This is a genomic window from Burkholderia sp. AcTa6-5, from assembly GCF_017815075.1.
In the GTDB taxonomy this organism is placed as follows: Bacteria; Pseudomonadota; Gammaproteobacteria; order Burkholderiales; family Burkholderiaceae; genus Burkholderia; species Burkholderia sola.
Window position 1 is genome coordinate 475,393 of sequence record NZ_JAGIQE010000001.1, and the last position, 15,707, is coordinate 491,099.

Annotated in this window: 14 protein-coding genes; 10 read left to right on the forward strand and 4 right to left on the reverse strand. The window is 69.6% G+C overall.

Annotation, left to right across the window (positions count from 1 at the left end; translation table 11 throughout):
- Positions 1-31 precede the first annotated feature (31 nt).
- From J8I33_RS02035 to J8I33_RS02070, 8 genes are all read left to right on the forward strand, one after another.
- A complete protein-coding gene (locus J8I33_RS02035) occupies positions 32-1,516 on the forward strand; it encodes a PLP-dependent aminotransferase family protein (RefSeq protein WP_050010932.1) in 1,485 nt (494 codons plus the stop codon).
- A 95-nt stretch (positions 1,517-1,611) separates the two neighbouring features.
- A complete protein-coding gene (locus tag J8I33_RS02040; RefSeq protein ID WP_209932802.1) occupies positions 1,612-2,049 on the forward strand; it encodes a carboxymuconolactone decarboxylase family protein in 438 nt (145 codons plus the stop codon).
- A gap of 10 nt (positions 2,050-2,059) precedes the next feature.
- Positions 2,060-2,479 (forward strand): cupin domain-containing protein, encoded by a 420-nt coding sequence (locus J8I33_RS02045; protein WP_124630287.1) that lies wholly within the window; start codon positions 2,060-2,062, stop codon positions 2,477-2,479.
- Positions 2,480-2,752: 273 nt separating this feature from the next.
- On the forward strand, positions 2,753-3,448 hold the full coding sequence (locus J8I33_RS02050) for a TetR/AcrR family transcriptional regulator (protein ID WP_050010929.1): 696 nt from the start codon (positions 2,753-2,755) through the stop codon (positions 3,446-3,448).
- A complete protein-coding gene (locus tag J8I33_RS02055) occupies positions 3,445-4,410 on the forward strand; it encodes an HlyD family efflux transporter periplasmic adaptor subunit (protein ID WP_124554191.1) in 966 nt (321 codons plus the stop codon). The genes J8I33_RS02050 and J8I33_RS02055 overlap by 4 nt, the downstream gene beginning before the upstream one ends.
- On the forward strand, positions 4,407-5,357 hold the full coding sequence (locus J8I33_RS02060; protein ID WP_124638088.1) for an ABC transporter ATP-binding protein: 951 nt from the start codon (positions 4,407-4,409) through the stop codon (positions 5,355-5,357). The genes J8I33_RS02055 and J8I33_RS02060 overlap by 4 nt, the downstream gene beginning before the upstream one ends.
- A complete protein-coding gene (locus tag J8I33_RS02065; RefSeq protein WP_050010926.1) occupies positions 5,354-6,508 on the forward strand; it encodes an ABC transporter permease in 1,155 nt (384 codons plus the stop codon). The genes J8I33_RS02060 and J8I33_RS02065 overlap by 4 nt, the downstream gene beginning before the upstream one ends.
- A 10-nt stretch (positions 6,509-6,518) precedes the next feature.
- Entirely contained in the window at positions 6,519-7,997 is a 1,479-nt protein-coding gene (locus J8I33_RS02070) for an efflux transporter outer membrane subunit (RefSeq protein ID WP_209932804.1), read from the forward strand.
- Positions 7,998-8,065: 68 nt separating this feature from the next.
- Here the strand turns inward: J8I33_RS02070 and J8I33_RS02075 are convergent, their stop codons facing one another.
- A complete protein-coding gene (locus J8I33_RS02075) occupies positions 8,066-9,280 on the reverse strand; it encodes a porin (protein ID WP_050010924.1) in 1,215 nt (404 codons plus the stop codon).
- A 464-nt stretch (positions 9,281-9,744) separates the two neighbouring features.
- Entirely contained in the window at positions 9,745-10,809 is a 1,065-nt protein-coding gene (locus J8I33_RS02080; RefSeq protein ID WP_050010923.1) for a phytoene/squalene synthase family protein, read from the reverse strand.
- Positions 10,810-11,178: 369 nt separating this feature from the next.
- On the opposite strand from J8I33_RS02080, the gene J8I33_RS02085 reads away from it, so the two are divergent.
- A complete protein-coding gene (locus J8I33_RS02085) occupies positions 11,179-12,324 on the forward strand; it encodes a glycerophosphodiester phosphodiesterase (RefSeq protein WP_209932806.1) in 1,146 nt (381 codons plus the stop codon).
- Positions 12,325-12,394: 70 nt separating this feature from the next.
- Here the strand turns inward: J8I33_RS02085 and J8I33_RS02090 are convergent, their stop codons facing one another.
- Positions 12,395-14,020 carry a rhodanese-related sulfurtransferase gene (locus J8I33_RS02090; RefSeq protein WP_209932811.1) on the reverse strand — a complete coding sequence of 542 codons (1,626 nt, stop codon included), beginning with the start codon at positions 14,018-14,020 and terminating at the stop codon, positions 12,395-12,397.
- Positions 14,021-14,125: 105 nt separating this feature from the next.
- Positions 14,126-14,692: a cysteine dioxygenase gene (locus tag J8I33_RS02095; protein ID WP_006482085.1), complete on the reverse strand. Its 567-nt coding sequence runs from the start codon at positions 14,690-14,692 to the stop codon at positions 14,126-14,128.
- Positions 14,693-14,709: 17 nt separating this feature from the next.
- Here J8I33_RS02095 and J8I33_RS02100 point away from each other — a divergent pair, with 17 nt between their 5' ends.
- Positions 14,710-15,684 (forward strand): LysR family transcriptional regulator, encoded by a 975-nt coding sequence (locus J8I33_RS02100; RefSeq protein WP_179233168.1) that lies wholly within the window; start codon positions 14,710-14,712, stop codon positions 15,682-15,684.
- The last annotated feature ends 23 nt before the right edge of the window (positions 15,685-15,707 follow it).

Genomic DNA, 15,707 nt, shown 5'->3' on the forward strand with positions numbered 1-15,707 from the left:
CAAAATCCCGGAAATCAAGGTAACCACTGCGATGGACATCGCGATCCGCATCGAAGGCCGTCACGACCTGACGGGGCAAATCTTCCGGCAACTGCGCACGGCGATCGTCGACGGGCGGCTCGAAGGCGGCGCGCGGCTGCCGTCGACGCGCGACCTCGCGAAACAGCTCGGCGTGTCGCGCAAGACGACGCTCGACGCGTTCGAGCGCCTCGTCGCCGAGGGCTACCTGACGACGCGCGCGGGCGACGGCACGTTCGTCGCCCGCGGCTTGGCGCGCGTGCCGCATGCCGCGGCGACGTCGGCGCCGTCGATCGTCGACGAGATGCCGCGCATCGACGCGGTCGATGCACGCGCGCTGTGGAACGACCTGCCCGACGCGCTCGCGATGCCCGCGCCGCAGGACGCGCCCGGCTTCGACTTTCGCGGCGGCGTGACCGACAAGACGCTGTTCCCGTTCGACGCCTGGCGGCGCTGCCTGCATCACGCGCTGCGCCAGCAGGCGCGCGGGCCCGGCCAGTATCACGACCCGGCCGGCGATCCGCAGTTGCGCGGCGCGATCGCGCGCTACGTCGGATTCAGCCGCGCGGTCGCCTGCAGCTGGGACGACGTGCTCGTCACGCAAGGCGCGCAACAGGCGCTCGACCTGCTCGCGCGCGTCGTCGTGCGGCCGGGCGACGTCGTCGCGGTCGAGGATCCCGGCTATCCGCCCGCGCGCGCCGCGTTCGCGTCGCTCGGCGCGACGGTGATCGGCGTGCCGGTCGACGCGCAGGGCCTCGTCACGGAACGGCTGCCCGACGACGCACGGCTCGTCTACGTGACGCCGTCGCATCAGTTCCCGCTCGGCATGCCGATGACGCTCGATCGCCGCGTCGCGCTGCTCGAATGGGCGCAGCGCCGCCGCGCGGTGATCATCGAGGACGACTACGACGGCGAATTCCGCTTCGAAGGCCGGCCGGTCGAATCGCTGAAGAGCCTCGACCGCACGGGCCTCGTCGCGTACGTCGGCACGTTCTCGAAGACCATCTTTCCCGAGCTGCGGATCGGCTACGCGATTCCGCCGCGCGCGCTGCGCGGCGCGCTGGCCAAGGCGAAGCAGATCGTCGACTGGCACACGTGCACGCTGACACAGGCGGCGCTCGCGCGCTTCATGCTCGAAGGCGATTTCGCGCGGCACCTGAAGCGCGTGCAGAAGCACTACGACGCGCGTCGCAAGATGCTGATCGCGCACCTGCGCGGCGAACTCGCGCCGTGGTTCGACGCGATCGTGCCGACCGCCGGCATCCATCTCGCCGCGCACCTGAAACCGGGGCTCGACGAAGCGGCGCTGGTCCGCGCGGCGCGCGCGCAGGACATCGGCCTGTACGGGATCTCGGCGTTTCACGTGGGCGGGCCGGTACGCCCGGGGCTGCTGTTCGGCTATGGCGGGATCGACGCGCTGCGCATCGACACGGCGCTCGCGAAGCTGGCCGGCTTGCTCGATGCCGGCATCGCGGGCGGCCCGCCACTGGTTACCTGAATTTCCGTGGAATTGGCTATTCAAGCAGGCCAGTACGGCGCTTAAAGTGGGTCCTGTCGCGCCACCCCGGCGCACCCAACCGAAAAGGACCTGCCATGCAACCGCGCCTGAACTTCTATGCCGCCAGCCCGAATGCGATCAAGGTGATGCGCAACGCCGAGGAATTCCTCGCGAAGAGCTCGATCGAGAAGCCGCTCGCCGAACTCGTCCGCCTGCGCGCGTCGCAGATCAACGGCTGCGCGTTCTGCGTCGACATGCACACGACCGACGCGCGCAAGGGCGGCGAAACCGACCGCCGTCTCGCGACCGTCGTCACGTGGCGCGAAACGCCGTTCTTCACCGAGCGCGAACGCGCTGCACTGGAATGGACCGAGGCGTTGACGCTGGTGGCCAGCAACCACGTGCCCGACGCCGTCTGGGAAGCCGTGAAGCCGCACTTCACCGACGAGGAGCTGTTCGACCTGTCGATGCTGATCGCGACGATCAACACGTGGAACCGCTTCGCGATCGCGTTCCGCAAGATGCCCGAGTAAGGCGCCGACGATGATCCGTTCCCCGCTCCATCGCGTCGCGCTATGCGCCGGGCTCGTGCTCGCCGCGGCGCTGCCGGCCGCCGCTCACGCGCACGACGCCGACGACACCGTGCACGCGATCATGCAGCAGGCCGTGCCCGAAGCGCCCGGCAAGCTCGCTGTCGTCGCGACGGTCGACTATGCGCCCGGTCAGGTGTCCGAACCGCACCGGCATCTCGGCTCGGTGTTCGCCGTCGTGTCGAAAGGCGAAGTGCTGTCGCAGGTGAACGACGGCCCGCTGCGCCGCTATCGCGCCGGCGAAGGCTGGTACGAACCGCCCGGCTCGCGCCATCAGGTGTCGCGCAACGCGAGCGCGACCGAGCCCGCGCAACTCGTCGTGTTCGGGCTGACGGGCGAGCATCAGCCGCTGAAGTCGCCGATCGATCAGTGATGCCGGAACGGGCGCGGGCGCGACAGGGCCCGCGCCCGTGTGCCGCGCGCTCGCCCGCCGGTTTTCCGCCTGCGTTCGCTGTCCGGCTGTTTTCCGCCTGTTTTCCCGCCCTTTCTCGTTAGCCGCTTCCTACATTCCGGCGCGGGTGCCCTGCCCGCCGTCGCGTCGCCCCCCCGCTCGTCCACGCCGCTGCTCGCCGTTCCCCTGATCGCGATCAACGCACGCGCGGATCCTTCCTTGAAATTAACTAACCCATCAATTAGCGTCATCTGCATGAACGCGAAATCCGCCGTCGCCCGGCCGCGCGGGCGCCGCCCGTCGGTGGACGATTTCGACCTGCGCGACCACATGCTCGACGTCGCGACGCAACTGTTCGCCGAACGCGGCATCGCCGCGACGACCGTCGCGCAGATCGCCGCCGCTGCCGGCGTCACGTCCGCGATGGTCCACTACTACTTCACGAATCGCGAGCAGCTGCTCGACGCGATCGTCGACGAGCGGATCGCGCACGCCATCGCGTTCGTGTGGCGGCCGACCGACCCGCCCGCCGACGACCCGTTCGCGCTCGCCGCCGAACTCGTCGACCGCTTCTTCGACGTGACGGGCCGGATGCCGTGGCTGCCGTCGATCTGGCTACGCGAGATCGTCCACGAAGGCGGATTGCTGCGCGAACGGATGATCCGCCGCATTCCGCTCGAGCACGTCGGACACCTCGCCGAACGCATTCGCGCCGCCCAGCGGGCCGGCACGCTGAATCCCGCGCTCGAACCCGCGTTCCTGTTCCATTCGATCGTCGCGCTCGTGATGCTGCCGCTCGCGACCGCGAAGCTGTGGCAAAGCGCGCGCGGCCTGCCGCCGATCGACCGCGACGTGCTGCACCGGCATGTCCGCGCGCTGCTGGATTCGGGCATGCGGCCGCCCGCTGCCGCCCCTCGCGCACGCACGCGCGCGCCGCGGAGGCCGTCGTGAACGCGGCGCGCACCTGGCCGCTCGCGCTGGGCGCGGCCGTCGCGCTGCTCGCCGGCTGCGGCCGCCAGACCGATCGCACGCCGACGTATCAAGGCTACGTCGAAGGCGAATTCGTGTACCTGTCGTCGTCGCAATCGGGCACGCTGACGCAGCTGTCGGTCGAGCGCGGCCAGGCAGTCGCCGCCGGCGCGCCCGCGTTCTCGCTCGAGGCCGTCAACGAAACGGCCGCGCTGCAGCAGGCGCGGCATCAGTTCGACGCGGCGCGTGCGCAGCTCGCCGATCTGCAGACCGGCAAGCGCCCGCCCGAAGTGAACGTGACGAAGGCCCAGCTCGCGCAGGCGGCCGCCCAGGCCGCGCGCGCCGCCGCGCAGCTCGCCCGCGACGAACGCCAGTACGCAGCAGGCGGCATCTCGAAGCAGCAGCTCGACGATGCGCGCACGGCCGCGCAGACCACCGCCGCGCAGATGCGCGAGCTGCGAAGCCAGGTCGACGTCGCGCGCCTGCCGGGCCGCGCGCAACAGGTTGCCGCGCAGGCCGCGCAGGTCGACGCCGCGCAGGCGGCCGTGGCCGAGGCGCAATGGAAGCTCGACCAGAAGCGCGTCGCCGTGCCGGCGGCCGGGCGCGTGTACGACACGCTGTACCGCGTCGGCGAATGGGTGCAGGCCGGCAATCCGGTCGTGCAGATGCTGCCGCCGCAGAACCTGAAGGTGCGCCTCTTCGTGCCGGAGGCCGCAGTCGGTTCGCTCGCGCCGGGCCGCGCGGTCGCGATCCATTGCGACGGCTGCGCGGCCGACGTGCCCGCACGCATCACCTACGTGTCGAGCGAAGCCGAATACACGCCGCCCGTGATCTACAGCAACGAGAGCCGGAGCAAGCTCGTGTTCATGATCGAGGCACGCCCCGCCGCGGCCGACGCATCGAAGCTGCGCCCGGGCCAGCCCGTCGCCGTGAGGGTGCCGTGAACGCGTCGCCGGCCCCGTATGCGATCGACGTCGAGCGCCTGAACAAGCGTTTCGGCGACAAGCACGTCGTGAAGGACGTATCGCTGCGCGTCGCGCGCGGCGAGATCTTCGGCTTTCTCGGGCCGAACGGCAGCGGCAAGACCACGTCGATCCGGATGATGTGCGGCCTGCTGACACCCGATTCGGGCAGCGGCACCTGCCTCGGCTACGACATCGTGCGCGACAGCACGCAGATCAAGCGCCGCGTCGGCTACATGACGCAGCGCTTCTCGTACTGGGAGGACCTGTCGATCCGCGAGAATCTCGACTTCGTCGCGCGCGTGTACGGGATGGCCGACCGCAAGGCCGCCGTCTCGCGCGCGCTCGACGGGCTCGGCCTCGCGAGCCGCGCGGACCAGCTCACCGGTGCGCTGTCGGGCGGCTGGAAACAGCGCCTCGCGCTTGCCGCGTGCATGCTGCACGAGCCCGAACTGCTGCTGCTCGACGAACCGACCGCGGGCGTCGACCCGGCCGCGCGCCGCGATTTCTGGGAAGAATTGCACCGGCTCGCCGCGCAAGGAATCTCGGTGCTCGTCAGCACGCACTACATGGACGAAGCCGAGCGCTGCCACAAGCTCGCGTATATCGCGTACGGCGAATTGCTCGCGCAAGGCACGTCGGCCGAGATCGTCGCATCGCAGGGATTGTCGACCCGCGCGGTCACCGGCGAGCACCTGGCCGAACTGTCCGCGCGACTGCATGCGATGCCGGGCATCGACCAGACCGTCGTGTTCGGCTCCGCGCTGCACGTGAGCGGCCACGACCGCGTCGCGCTCGACGCGACGCTCGCGCAGGTCGCGCGCGACGATGCGGCGCTGCGCATCGCGCCGATCGAGACGGGGCTCGAGGACGTCTTCATCTACATGATGAGCCGCGCGTCCGGCCCGGCCGGCGGAGCGACGCGATGAGACCGTGGGCGCGCCTGCACGAATCGTTCTCGGCCGCGCGCTGGTGGAGCATCGTGCTGAAGGAATTCCTGCAGTTGCGCCGCGACCGCGTGACGTTCGCGATGATCGTCGGCGTGCCGATCATCCAGCTCGCGCTGTTCGGCTTCGCGATCAACACCGATCCGAAGCACCTGCCGACGGCGGTGATCGCCGCCGATCCGAGCCCGTTCACGCGCAGCTTCATTGCCGCCATGCGCAACTCCGCGTATTTCGACATCGTCGAGACCCTGCCCGACGAAGCGGCCGGCCGGCGCGCGCTCGCGCGCGGCGACGTGCTGTTCGTGCTGAGCGTGCCGGCCGATTTCTCGCGCCGGCTGCTGCGCGGCGAACGGCCGTCGCTGCTCGTCGAGGCCGACGCGACCGACCCCGTCGCGACCGCGTCCGCGCTCGGCGCGCTGTCGGGCCTTGCGCAAGCGGTCGCGGCGAAGGACCTGAGCGGGCCGCTCGCGCACCTGAACGGCCGCCCGGCCGCGTTCGGCGTCGTGCTGCACCGGCTGTACAACCCCGAGGGGATCACGCAATACAACGTCGTGCCGGGCCTGATCGGCGTGATCCTGACGATGACGATGGTGATGATGACGGGGCTCGCGATCACGCGCGAACGCGAGCGCGGCACGATGGAGAACCTGCTTGCGACACCGGTGCGGCCGCTCGAGGTGATGACGGGCAAGATCGTGCCGTACGTGTTCATCGGCCTGATCCAGGTGTCGATCATCCTCGCGGCCGCACGCTTCGTGTTCGCGGTGCCGTTCATCGGCAGCCTGCCCGCGATCTACCTCGCCGCGCTGCTGTTCATCGCCGCGAACCTGACGGTCGGCATCACGCTGTCGTCGCTCGCGCAGAACCAGTTGCAGGCGATGCAGCTCGCGGTGTTCTACTTCCTGCCGAACATCCTGCTGTCGGGCTTCATGTTCCCGTTCGCGGGAATGCCGGCGTGGGCGCGGGCGATCGGCAACCTGCTGCCGCTCACCTACTTCAACCGGCTCGTGCGCGGCATCCTGCTGAAAGGCGACGGCTGGGCCGACCTGTGGCCATCGGTGTGGCCGGTCGCGCTGTTCACGGTCGTCGTGATGGGCGTCGCGCTGCGTTTCTACCGGCGCACGCTGGACTAGGCGGCGCGCGATGAAACCGGCTTCGCGTCGCGCGCGCGCCCCCCGCCCGGCCATCGCCGTTTCGCTGGCGGTCGCCTCGTTCGTCGCCGGCTGCGCGGCCGGGCCGGATTTCCGCACGCCGGACGCGCCGACGACGCAACGCTACACACGCGGCGCACCGCCGGCGACGACGGCCGACGCCGTGCAAACATTCGCGCCGGCCGCGCATGCGCCGGTGCGCTGGTGGACGCGATTCGGCTCCGAACCGCTGAACCGGCTCGTCGATACCGCGTGGCGCAACAGCCCGACGCTCGCCGAAGCGCGCGCGCGGCTCGACGAGGCGCGACAGAACCATGTGGCGCAAGCCGGCGCGACGATGCTGCCGCGCGTCGACGCGAACCTGTCCGCGACGCGCGAGAAGGTCGACATCGCCGCGTTCGGCCTGCCGGCCAATGTGCCGAACCCGGGGCCGTTCACGTTGTACGACGCATCGGCGAGCGTGTCGTACACGCTCGACGTGTTCGGCGGCAACCGGCGCGCGCTCGAAGCGCTGCGCGCACGGATCGACTACCAGTCGTACACGCTCGACGCGGCGCGCCTGACGCTCGCGGGCAACGTCGTCGCCACCGCGATCCTGCGCGCGTCGCTCGTGCAGCAGATCGCGCTCACGCGGCAGCTCGCCGACGCGCAGGCGCGGCAGTTGCGCATCGTCGAGGCGCGCGCGGCGGCGGGCGGCGTGTCGCAGGCCGACGTCCACGCGCAGCGCACGCTGCTCGCGCAGACGCAGGCGTCGCTGCCGCCGCTCGCGGCACGACTCGCGCAGGCCGACCATCGCCTCGCGATCCTGCTCGGCGCGCCGCCGGCCGATGCCGACCTCCCCGACCTGACGCTCGATGCGCTCGCGCTGCCGCGTGCGTTGCCGATTACGCTGCCGTCGACGCTCGCACGCGAGCGGCCCGACATCCGTGCGGCGGAGGCGATGCTGCATCAGGCGAGCGCGAACATCGGCGTCGCGACCGCGAACCTGTATCCGCGCTTCTCGATCTCGGCCGGCGTCGGCTCCGAACGCACGAGCGTGGCCGACATCGTGAACGGCCTGAATATCTGGAACATCGGCCTCGGTCTCGCCCAGCCGCTCTTTCGCGGCGGCGAGCTGCGGGCGAAGCGACGCGCGGCGCAGGCCGCCTACGACGCGGCGTTTGCGAGCTATCGGTCGATCGTGTTGCAGGCGCTGCAGCAGGTCGCCGACGCGATGCGCGCCGTCGAGCACGATGCCGCCGAATGGCAGGCGCGGGACACGGCCGCGCGGGAGGCGGAAGCCAGCTGGGCGATTGCCGGCGTGCGCTACGCGGCGGGCGGGATCAACGCGTTCGAGCTGCTCGACGCGCAGCGGCAGGCGCTGCAGACGACGCTCGAGCGCACGCGCGCGCAGGCCGACCGGCTCACCGATACGGCCGCGCTGTTTCAGGCGCTGGCGGGAGACTGGGCGGAGCAAACGGCCGCCCCATGAAAAAACCGGCCCGAAGGCCGGTTTTTTCATACCGCATGCCGTGAGCGGCGCTCGCGCGCCGCGCGACATCAGAAGCGGTGGATCAGGCCAACGCCGACGCCGATCTGGTTCTGCTTCGAACCCGCGCCCACGCCGTCGCCGATCGACGTCGTTGCCGCGATGACCGCCGCGCCGTTGAGCGTGTTGCCGCTCGCGTGCTGATACGCCTCAACCGCGTACAGGCCCGTGCGCTTCGACAGGCTGTAGTACTGCGACAGCGTGACCTGGTGGTACTTGGCCGAGCTCGAGATGCCGTTCGACTCGGTCGCACGCGTGTACGAGTAGCCTGCGGCGAAGTCCCACTGCGGCGATGCCTTCCAGTGCAGCACGGCGCCTGCCGTGTTGAAGATCGCCGTGTTGCGGAACGACGAGCCGACGCCCGGGATGTACTGGACGTTCGAGTACGACGCCGAAATATCCCACGACGGCGTGAACTGGTAACCGGCCGTCACGGCGACGCGCTGTTGCGACTGTGCCGTCTTGTAGCCGTTGTTGATCGACGACACGGCCTGTTCCGCACCGTTGCCGCTCGTGTCCAGACCGTTCTGGGCGGTCGAGTTCGCGCCCCACACACCGCCGCCGAGCGTCGAGTTGTTGATCTTCTGGTAGCCGACCGCGATGCCTGCCGGGCCGTTCAGGTACTGGATCGCCGCGCTCCACGTCGAGCCGCGGTTCGTCGCGCCTGCGACGCCGCCGAACGAGTACGAACCGCCGACCGTGAAGCCGTAGAACTTCGGCGACATGTAGACGAGCGAGTTGTTCGCGCGGTAGCTGGTATCCAGCGAATCGATATCGCCCGGGTGCGCGCCGTAGTAGCCGGTCAGCCAGGTCGTCGGGCTGTACGGCGACAGCAGCGTGTAGTACGCGGTGTACTGGCGGCCGGCCGTCAGCGTACCGTACGTGGAGTTGGTCAGGCCAACCCATGCCTGACGCGTGAAGATGCCGCCCGTCCACTGCGACGAGCCGTTAGCCGTGTTGACGCCGGCTTCCAACTGGAAAATCGCCTTCGTGCCGCCGCCGAGATCTTCGCTGCCCTTCAGGCCGAAGCGGCTGCCTGCCCACACGCCGGTGGACATTTGCACCTTCGAGTGACCGCCCGTGGTCGCACCGACTGCCGACGAGTTGTTCTGCCAGGCGATACCGTTGTCGACGATACCGTACAGGGTCACGCTGCTCTGGGCGTGGGCGGCGGTAGCGGCTGCGAGACCCGCTGCCGTCATGGCAAAAGCGACGCGCTTTTTCATTGATTCTCCGTCCTCAAAGAATGTTTCTTTTCTGGTGTGGTTTTATGACCGACACATGTGCGAGTACATGCCGACGCGATTCTGACGGATTACCGATTGTTTCCCAACATGTGCGGTCGGTCATCGTATGATCGACGCAACGCAGCGGTTCACCAAACGGTTACAAGACAGCCCGAAACGCTTGTGCAGCGGGTGTTTCCGGCATTTGCCGGTGAAAACCCTAGCTTTACATTTTTACGGGTGCAACACGACCGCCTGATGTCGTCAGACGCCTTCGGCGACAAACGTCTTACAAATGCGCGTTCGAAGCTGACGCCGCGATTCACGCCGCCGCGCAGGATCGCCGACATTCGTGACACCCACATTTCGAGACACGAAATCATGAAAACGTTTTTAGTCCGCGTGCCGGAAACCGGACGGGTACGGTCCGGCGAACGCGGACCGGGAGGCGATGCCGGCGATCTTCAATGCCGTGGCGCAGAAGCGAGCCGCGCGGACACCGCATCGGCGAGCGCGGTCAGGCGCGCGCGAATCGCCGTGTTCGAACCGACCAGCGCGAGCGACGCCGCCATGATCCGGTAGATACGCTTTCTCGGCACCTTGGCCGGCTTCGCCGGATCGAGCCACGCCGCGTGGCCGGCCAGCAGCTCGAGCGTTTCGAGCCCGATCATGATCGGCCACAGGCACGCGAGCCGCAGCCGCACGAAACGGCGCGGGATCGCGAGCGTATACAGGCAGGCGTCGCGATACTGGTCGAGCGCGGCGCGCAGCAGGTCGACCAGCACGCCGCGCGCGCGTGCCGAATCCTCGGGCCGCATCAGGTCGGCCACCACGAGCCCGTGCGCGCGCAGCACGTCGTCGGGCAGGTAGCAGCGGCCGATGCGCAGGTCCTTCGCGCAGTCGCGCAGGATGTTGGTCATCTGCAGCGCCTTGCCGAAACGGATGCCCTTCTCGCGCATGTCCGCCAGATCCCAGTCGCGCGCGGCGCGCGTGTGCATCCCCGTCATGTCGGTCCAGAATTCGCCGACGCAGCCGGCGACGAGATACGTGTAGCGGTCGAGCATGTCGCGCGTCGGCAGCGAAGCGACCTGCCCCGACTGCTCGTCCGGAAACGTGCGCAGGTCGAATTCCATCCCCGCCGTCAGCGTCGCGACGACCTTGCGGATCGACGCGCGATCGGCCTCCGGCTGCGCGCGCAGCAGCGCGAGCATCGGCTCCATCGAGCCGAGCAGCAGGTGTTCGTGCGAATCGGTCTGCATCCGCGTCACGTCGTCGAGCGAACGCGACAGCGCCGCGCCGTCGCCAAGCCGCTCGACGTCGTCGCGCAGGTCGGTCAGCAGCGCCGCGCGCCGGTCGGGCGCGACAAGGGCCGTGTCGGCGATCGTGTCGGCCGCGCGCGCCAGCAAATACGCAAGGCCGACCGGGTCGCGCATGCCGTCGGGCAGCACGCGCAGCGTCAGGTAGAAGGAGCGGGAAACGTTCTTCAGCAGCTCGCCGAGCAGATAGGCGGGATCGGTATGGGTCGTCATGGGTCGGGAAAAATCGGCCGGCGCGGGCCCCGGACGCACACGGGCGCCGGGCGCCCGCGCCGGCCCGCGAGTCGCCGCATCGTCGCGCCAGGCGGGCGTCGGCCCCGGTGCGGCGATGCAAAATTCCCGCAAGTTTAGTGCATCCGGCGCGCGGGTTCGCTGTGACGGCCGGAATGCGGTGCGCGCCCGCCTGCCGTCACGCGCGCTACCGTGCGCACTGCCGCCCCAAAACGAAACGGAAAGGTCGAAGTAATACATATGTAATGATTCGATGCGACGATCGCGCACCGTTCGACTCCGCAGCCCGGCGCCCTGCCCGGCCGCCGGCGCGAGCGCCCTTTCCCGACTCCGTTTCGAAGGTTCATCGACATGCCCCTCAAGCGCCCGACCTCCCTGCGCTACGTCCCGTTCGCCTGTGCCGCCGCGTTCCTGCTCGCCGCGTGCGGCGGCGACGACGATCTGACGCGCGATCCCACGCAGCCGATTTCCGCGAAGGTCCAGGTGGTCGGCCATCGCGGCGCAAGCGCGCTGCGCCCCGAACACACGCTCGCGTCGTACCGCAAGGCGATCGAGGACGGCGCCGACGTGATCGAGCCCGACCTCGTGTCGACCCGCGACGGCGTACTCGTCGCGCGCCACGAGAACGAGATCTCGGGCACGACGAACGTGTCGACGCTGCCGCAGTTCGCGAGCCGCAAGGCGACCAAGACGATCGACGGCACGCAGTTGACCGGCTGGTTCACCGAGGATTTCACGCTCGCCGAGCTGAAGACGCTGCGGGCGCGCGAGCGCATCCCGCAGGTGCGCCCGGCCAACACCGCGTACAACGACCAGTTCGAGATTCCGACGTTCGACGAGATCGTCGCGCTCGCGAAACAGATGTCCGCGCAGACCGGCCGCACGATCCACCTGTATCCGGAAACCAAGCATCCGACCTACTTCCAGTCGATCGGCCTGCCGCTCGAGGATCGACTCGTCGACGCGCTGCTGAAGGATGCGTACACGTCGCGCACGGCAACCATCTACATCCAGTCGTTCGAGGTCGCGAACCTGAAGACGATCCGCAACCGGATCAAGTCGAGCCAGCCGAACTGGAAGCTCGTGCAGTTGATGGACGAAGCGGGCCAGCGCCCGTACGACTTCGTGAAGGCGAACGACACGCGCACCTACGGCGACCTGTCGACGCGCGACGGGATGCGCGAGATCGCGACCTATGCGAACGGCGTCGGGCCGTACAAGACGTCGATCATCGCGGTCGCCGCGGACGGCACGCTGCAGCAGCCGACGCCGTACGTGCGCCATGCGCACGAGGCCGGCCTCGTCGTGCATCCGTACACGTTCCGCCCGGAGAACAATTTCCTGCCCGCGTCGCTGAAGGACGGCGGCACGCCGGCCACGCGCAATACGGCCGGCTCGGTGCGCGAGATCCAGGCATACCTGCGCGCGGGCATCGACGGCTTCTTCACCGACGATCCGGCCGTCGGTCGCACGGCCGTCGATACGTTCAAGCGCTGATACCCGGCGCCGACCCGCATCGCGACCGGGCGCCGCGCACGACGTGCCGCGCCCGGTTGCCCCGCGTCGGTCAGATCACGTTGAAGTGGTGCGTGCCGTCCCGCTTCAACTGGTCGACCAGTCCGTACTCCCAGTCGAGATATGCCTGCATCGCGGCGGCCGCATTGTCGGTGCCTTCGTACGGGCGCCGGTAGCGGTCGACGCGCGGCGACGCGAGATGCGTCTCGCCGCTCTCCAGCGGCAGCCCGGCGTCGATCCACGCGGCCGTGCCGCCGGTCAGCACCCGGATCTCGGCCGAGGCCGGCAGCAGCGCGCGCGCGTCGTCCGCCGCGAACCGCGCGAGCAGGCTCGATCCGCACGTGAACACGTAGCGCTTCGCGGGCGGAATCGCCGCCAGCGCGTCGCGCAACTGCGCACGCACGGCAAACCATGCGCCCGGGATATGACGCTTCACGTAGTTCGCGCTGGCCGTCACGTCGACGATCGCGAGTTCGCCCGGCGCGGCTTCCTTCAGCCAGCCGGCGAGCGTCGCGGGCGACACGTCGGCTGCGGGCGGCGTCGCCGGCACGTCGCGCGGCGGCTGGCCGCGCTCGGCGAATGCCGCGGCACCGGCCGGTTCGACGACGCGCACGTCCCAGCCCATCTGCGCGAGCCACGATGCGGTCATGTCCGCGCGCACGCCGTCGTCGTCGGCCAGCACGATCCGCGCGCCGCGCACGGCCGCGTGATGGTCGGTCTCCTGCACGAGTTGGCCGCCCGGCGTGCTCAGGAAGCCCGGCAGGTGGCCGGCTTCGTATTCCTCGGGCGTACGCACGTCGAAGCGGTACAGCGTGCGGCCCGGCTCGTCGAGCGCCGCGACGTCGGCCAGCGCGATGCGCGGCACGCCCGCGCGCTCGGCCACCGCGCGGGCGGCCCGACGCGCGTCGGCGCGCTGCGTCGCGTCGATCTCGTCCGGAAAGCGGCGCGCCGCGCCGCGCTCGAGCGTCTGGCCGGCCAGCGTCCAGCCGATCGTGCCGTTGCGCAGCGCGGCGACCGGGTTCGGCAGTCCCGCGTTGACGAGCGATTGCGTGCCGATGATGCTGCGCGTGCGGCCCGCGCAGTTGACGATCACCTGCGTCCGCGGATCCGGCGCGAGCGCGCGCACGCGCAGCACGAGCTCCGCGCCCGGTACGCTGGTCGACGTCGGGATGTTCATCGTCTGGTACTCGTCGAAGCGGCGCGCGTCGACGATCACGACATCGGCTTTCGCATCGATCAGCGCCTGCACCTCCTGTGCGGACAGCGACGGCGTATGGCGCTCCGCCTCGACCCATTCGCCGAACGACTTGCTCGGCACGTTCACGTCGATGAAGAGCTCGCCGCCCGCCGCGACCCAGCCCGCGAGGCCGCCGTCGAGCAGCCGCACGTCGGTGTAGCCGAGCCGCGCGAGCGTCGCGGCCGCGCGCGGCGCGAGATCCTCGCCACCCGCTTCGCCGAACACGACGACCGGTGTGTCACGGCGCGGAATCCGCGTCCACGCGTCGAGTTCGAGCTTCGACAACGGAAAGTTGGCGGCCCACAGCGGATGGCCCTGTGCGTACGGATCTTCCTCGCGTACGTCGATCAGCGCGATCTCGTCGCGGGCCAGCAGGCGTGCGCGTACGTCCTGGTACGACGCGGCGGGAAAACGGGAAGTGGAATCGGCGGATTGCGTCACGATGTCTCTATGTTGAATGCGTTGAAGTCGGTGAAGAAAGCGGAACAAATCAAGCGTGACCCTGCCCGCGCGCACCCGCAACGGGCCGGGCGTCGCGCGTTCGCGTCAGGCATTCGAATAGCCGGACACGAACGGCTTCACGGTACCGTCGTCCAGGTACACCGCGCGCTCGACCTTGCCGATGTTCGCGCCGTACACGTGGATGCTGATCGATACCTGGTCGGCGAACGCGTTGGTCACGCGGTGCACGTCGCCGATGCGCGGCGACACGGCCTCGACCTCGCCCGGCTGCAGCCGCACGGCGTCGCCCGCGGGCACCGGCTTGCCGGCCGCGTCGAACCGGTACGGCTGCGAGAACTCGCCGCCGCGCAGCATCCCGATCAACCCCCACACCGTGTGGTCGTGGATCGGCGTGGCCTGGCCGGGCCCCCACACGAAGCTGACGACCGAAAAGCGCTCGTCCGGGTCGAGATGCAGCAGGTACTGCCGGTAACGCTCGGGATCGGGCTGCGCGAACGCGTCGGGCAACCAGTCGTCGTGTTCGACGAGCGCGGCAAGCAGCGCGCCGCCCTCGTCGAGAATGCGCGCCTCGTTCGCGCCGGACGCGAGCAGCGCATCCAGCCCCTCGACGAACGGACGCAGCGGCGTCTGCTGCAACGAAAGCGTACTCATCGGCCGGCTCCTCGAATATGATGCGGAATATGATGGATCGTCATGATGCACCCGAAAGACCATGCAGAACAAACATGAAAATTAGCGATATCGACGCTTTTGCAGCGGTCGTCCGCTGCCAGACCCTGAGCCAGGCCGCGGCCGAGCTCGGGATGACGCAGCCTGCGATCACGCGGCGCGTCCAGAATCTCGAGGAAGCGCTCGGCGTGACGCTGCTCGACCGCAACACGAAGCCGCCGCGCCCGACCGACATCGGCCGGCAGGTGTTCGAGCAGTGTCGCGCGATCCTGCGCGAGGTTGACGCGCTGCGCGAACTGACGGCCGGCGAGCAACCCCCGGCCGGCGAATTCCGGATCGGGCTCACGCAAGGGCTCGGCGAGCTGATGCTGCCGGCGCTCATCGCGGAACTCGCCGCGCAGTGGCCCGCGCTCGCGACCCAGGTCACGACCGCATGGGGCGGCCTGCTCGTCGAACGCGTCGCCCGCCGCGAACTCGATGCGGCGCTGGTCTTCCTCGCCCGCGAAATGGTGCTGCCGGCGCAGGTCGAGGGTGAACGGTTGCTGGCCACGCGGCTCGTCGCGGTCGGCCGCAAGGGCGACTGGCCGCGACGCAGCTACCGGCTTGCCGATTGCCACGCGCGCGGCTGGGTGCTCAATCCGGACGGCTGCGGCTTTCGTGCGGGCCTGCGGCGCGCGCTCGACGCGCAGGGCCTGCCGATGCCGGTCACGCTCGATGCGTACGGCCGCGACCTGCAACTGCAGAGCGTCGCGAACGGCTTCGGCCTCGGGCTGATGCCGCTGCCGCTCGTCGAAGGCAGCCCGCTGCGCGATGCGCTCGACATCGTGCCGCTCGCCGATTTCAAGCCGCAGATCGACCTGTGGCTGCTGCGCCGGCACGATGCGGCGCGCCTCGACGCGCCGCTGGCGGCCGTCGCCGCGCATGCGCGCACGGCATTCGCGCTGCCCGAACGATCGCACGACAAGGCCGCCTAACGTGCTGGCGGTGGCTGCGGCCA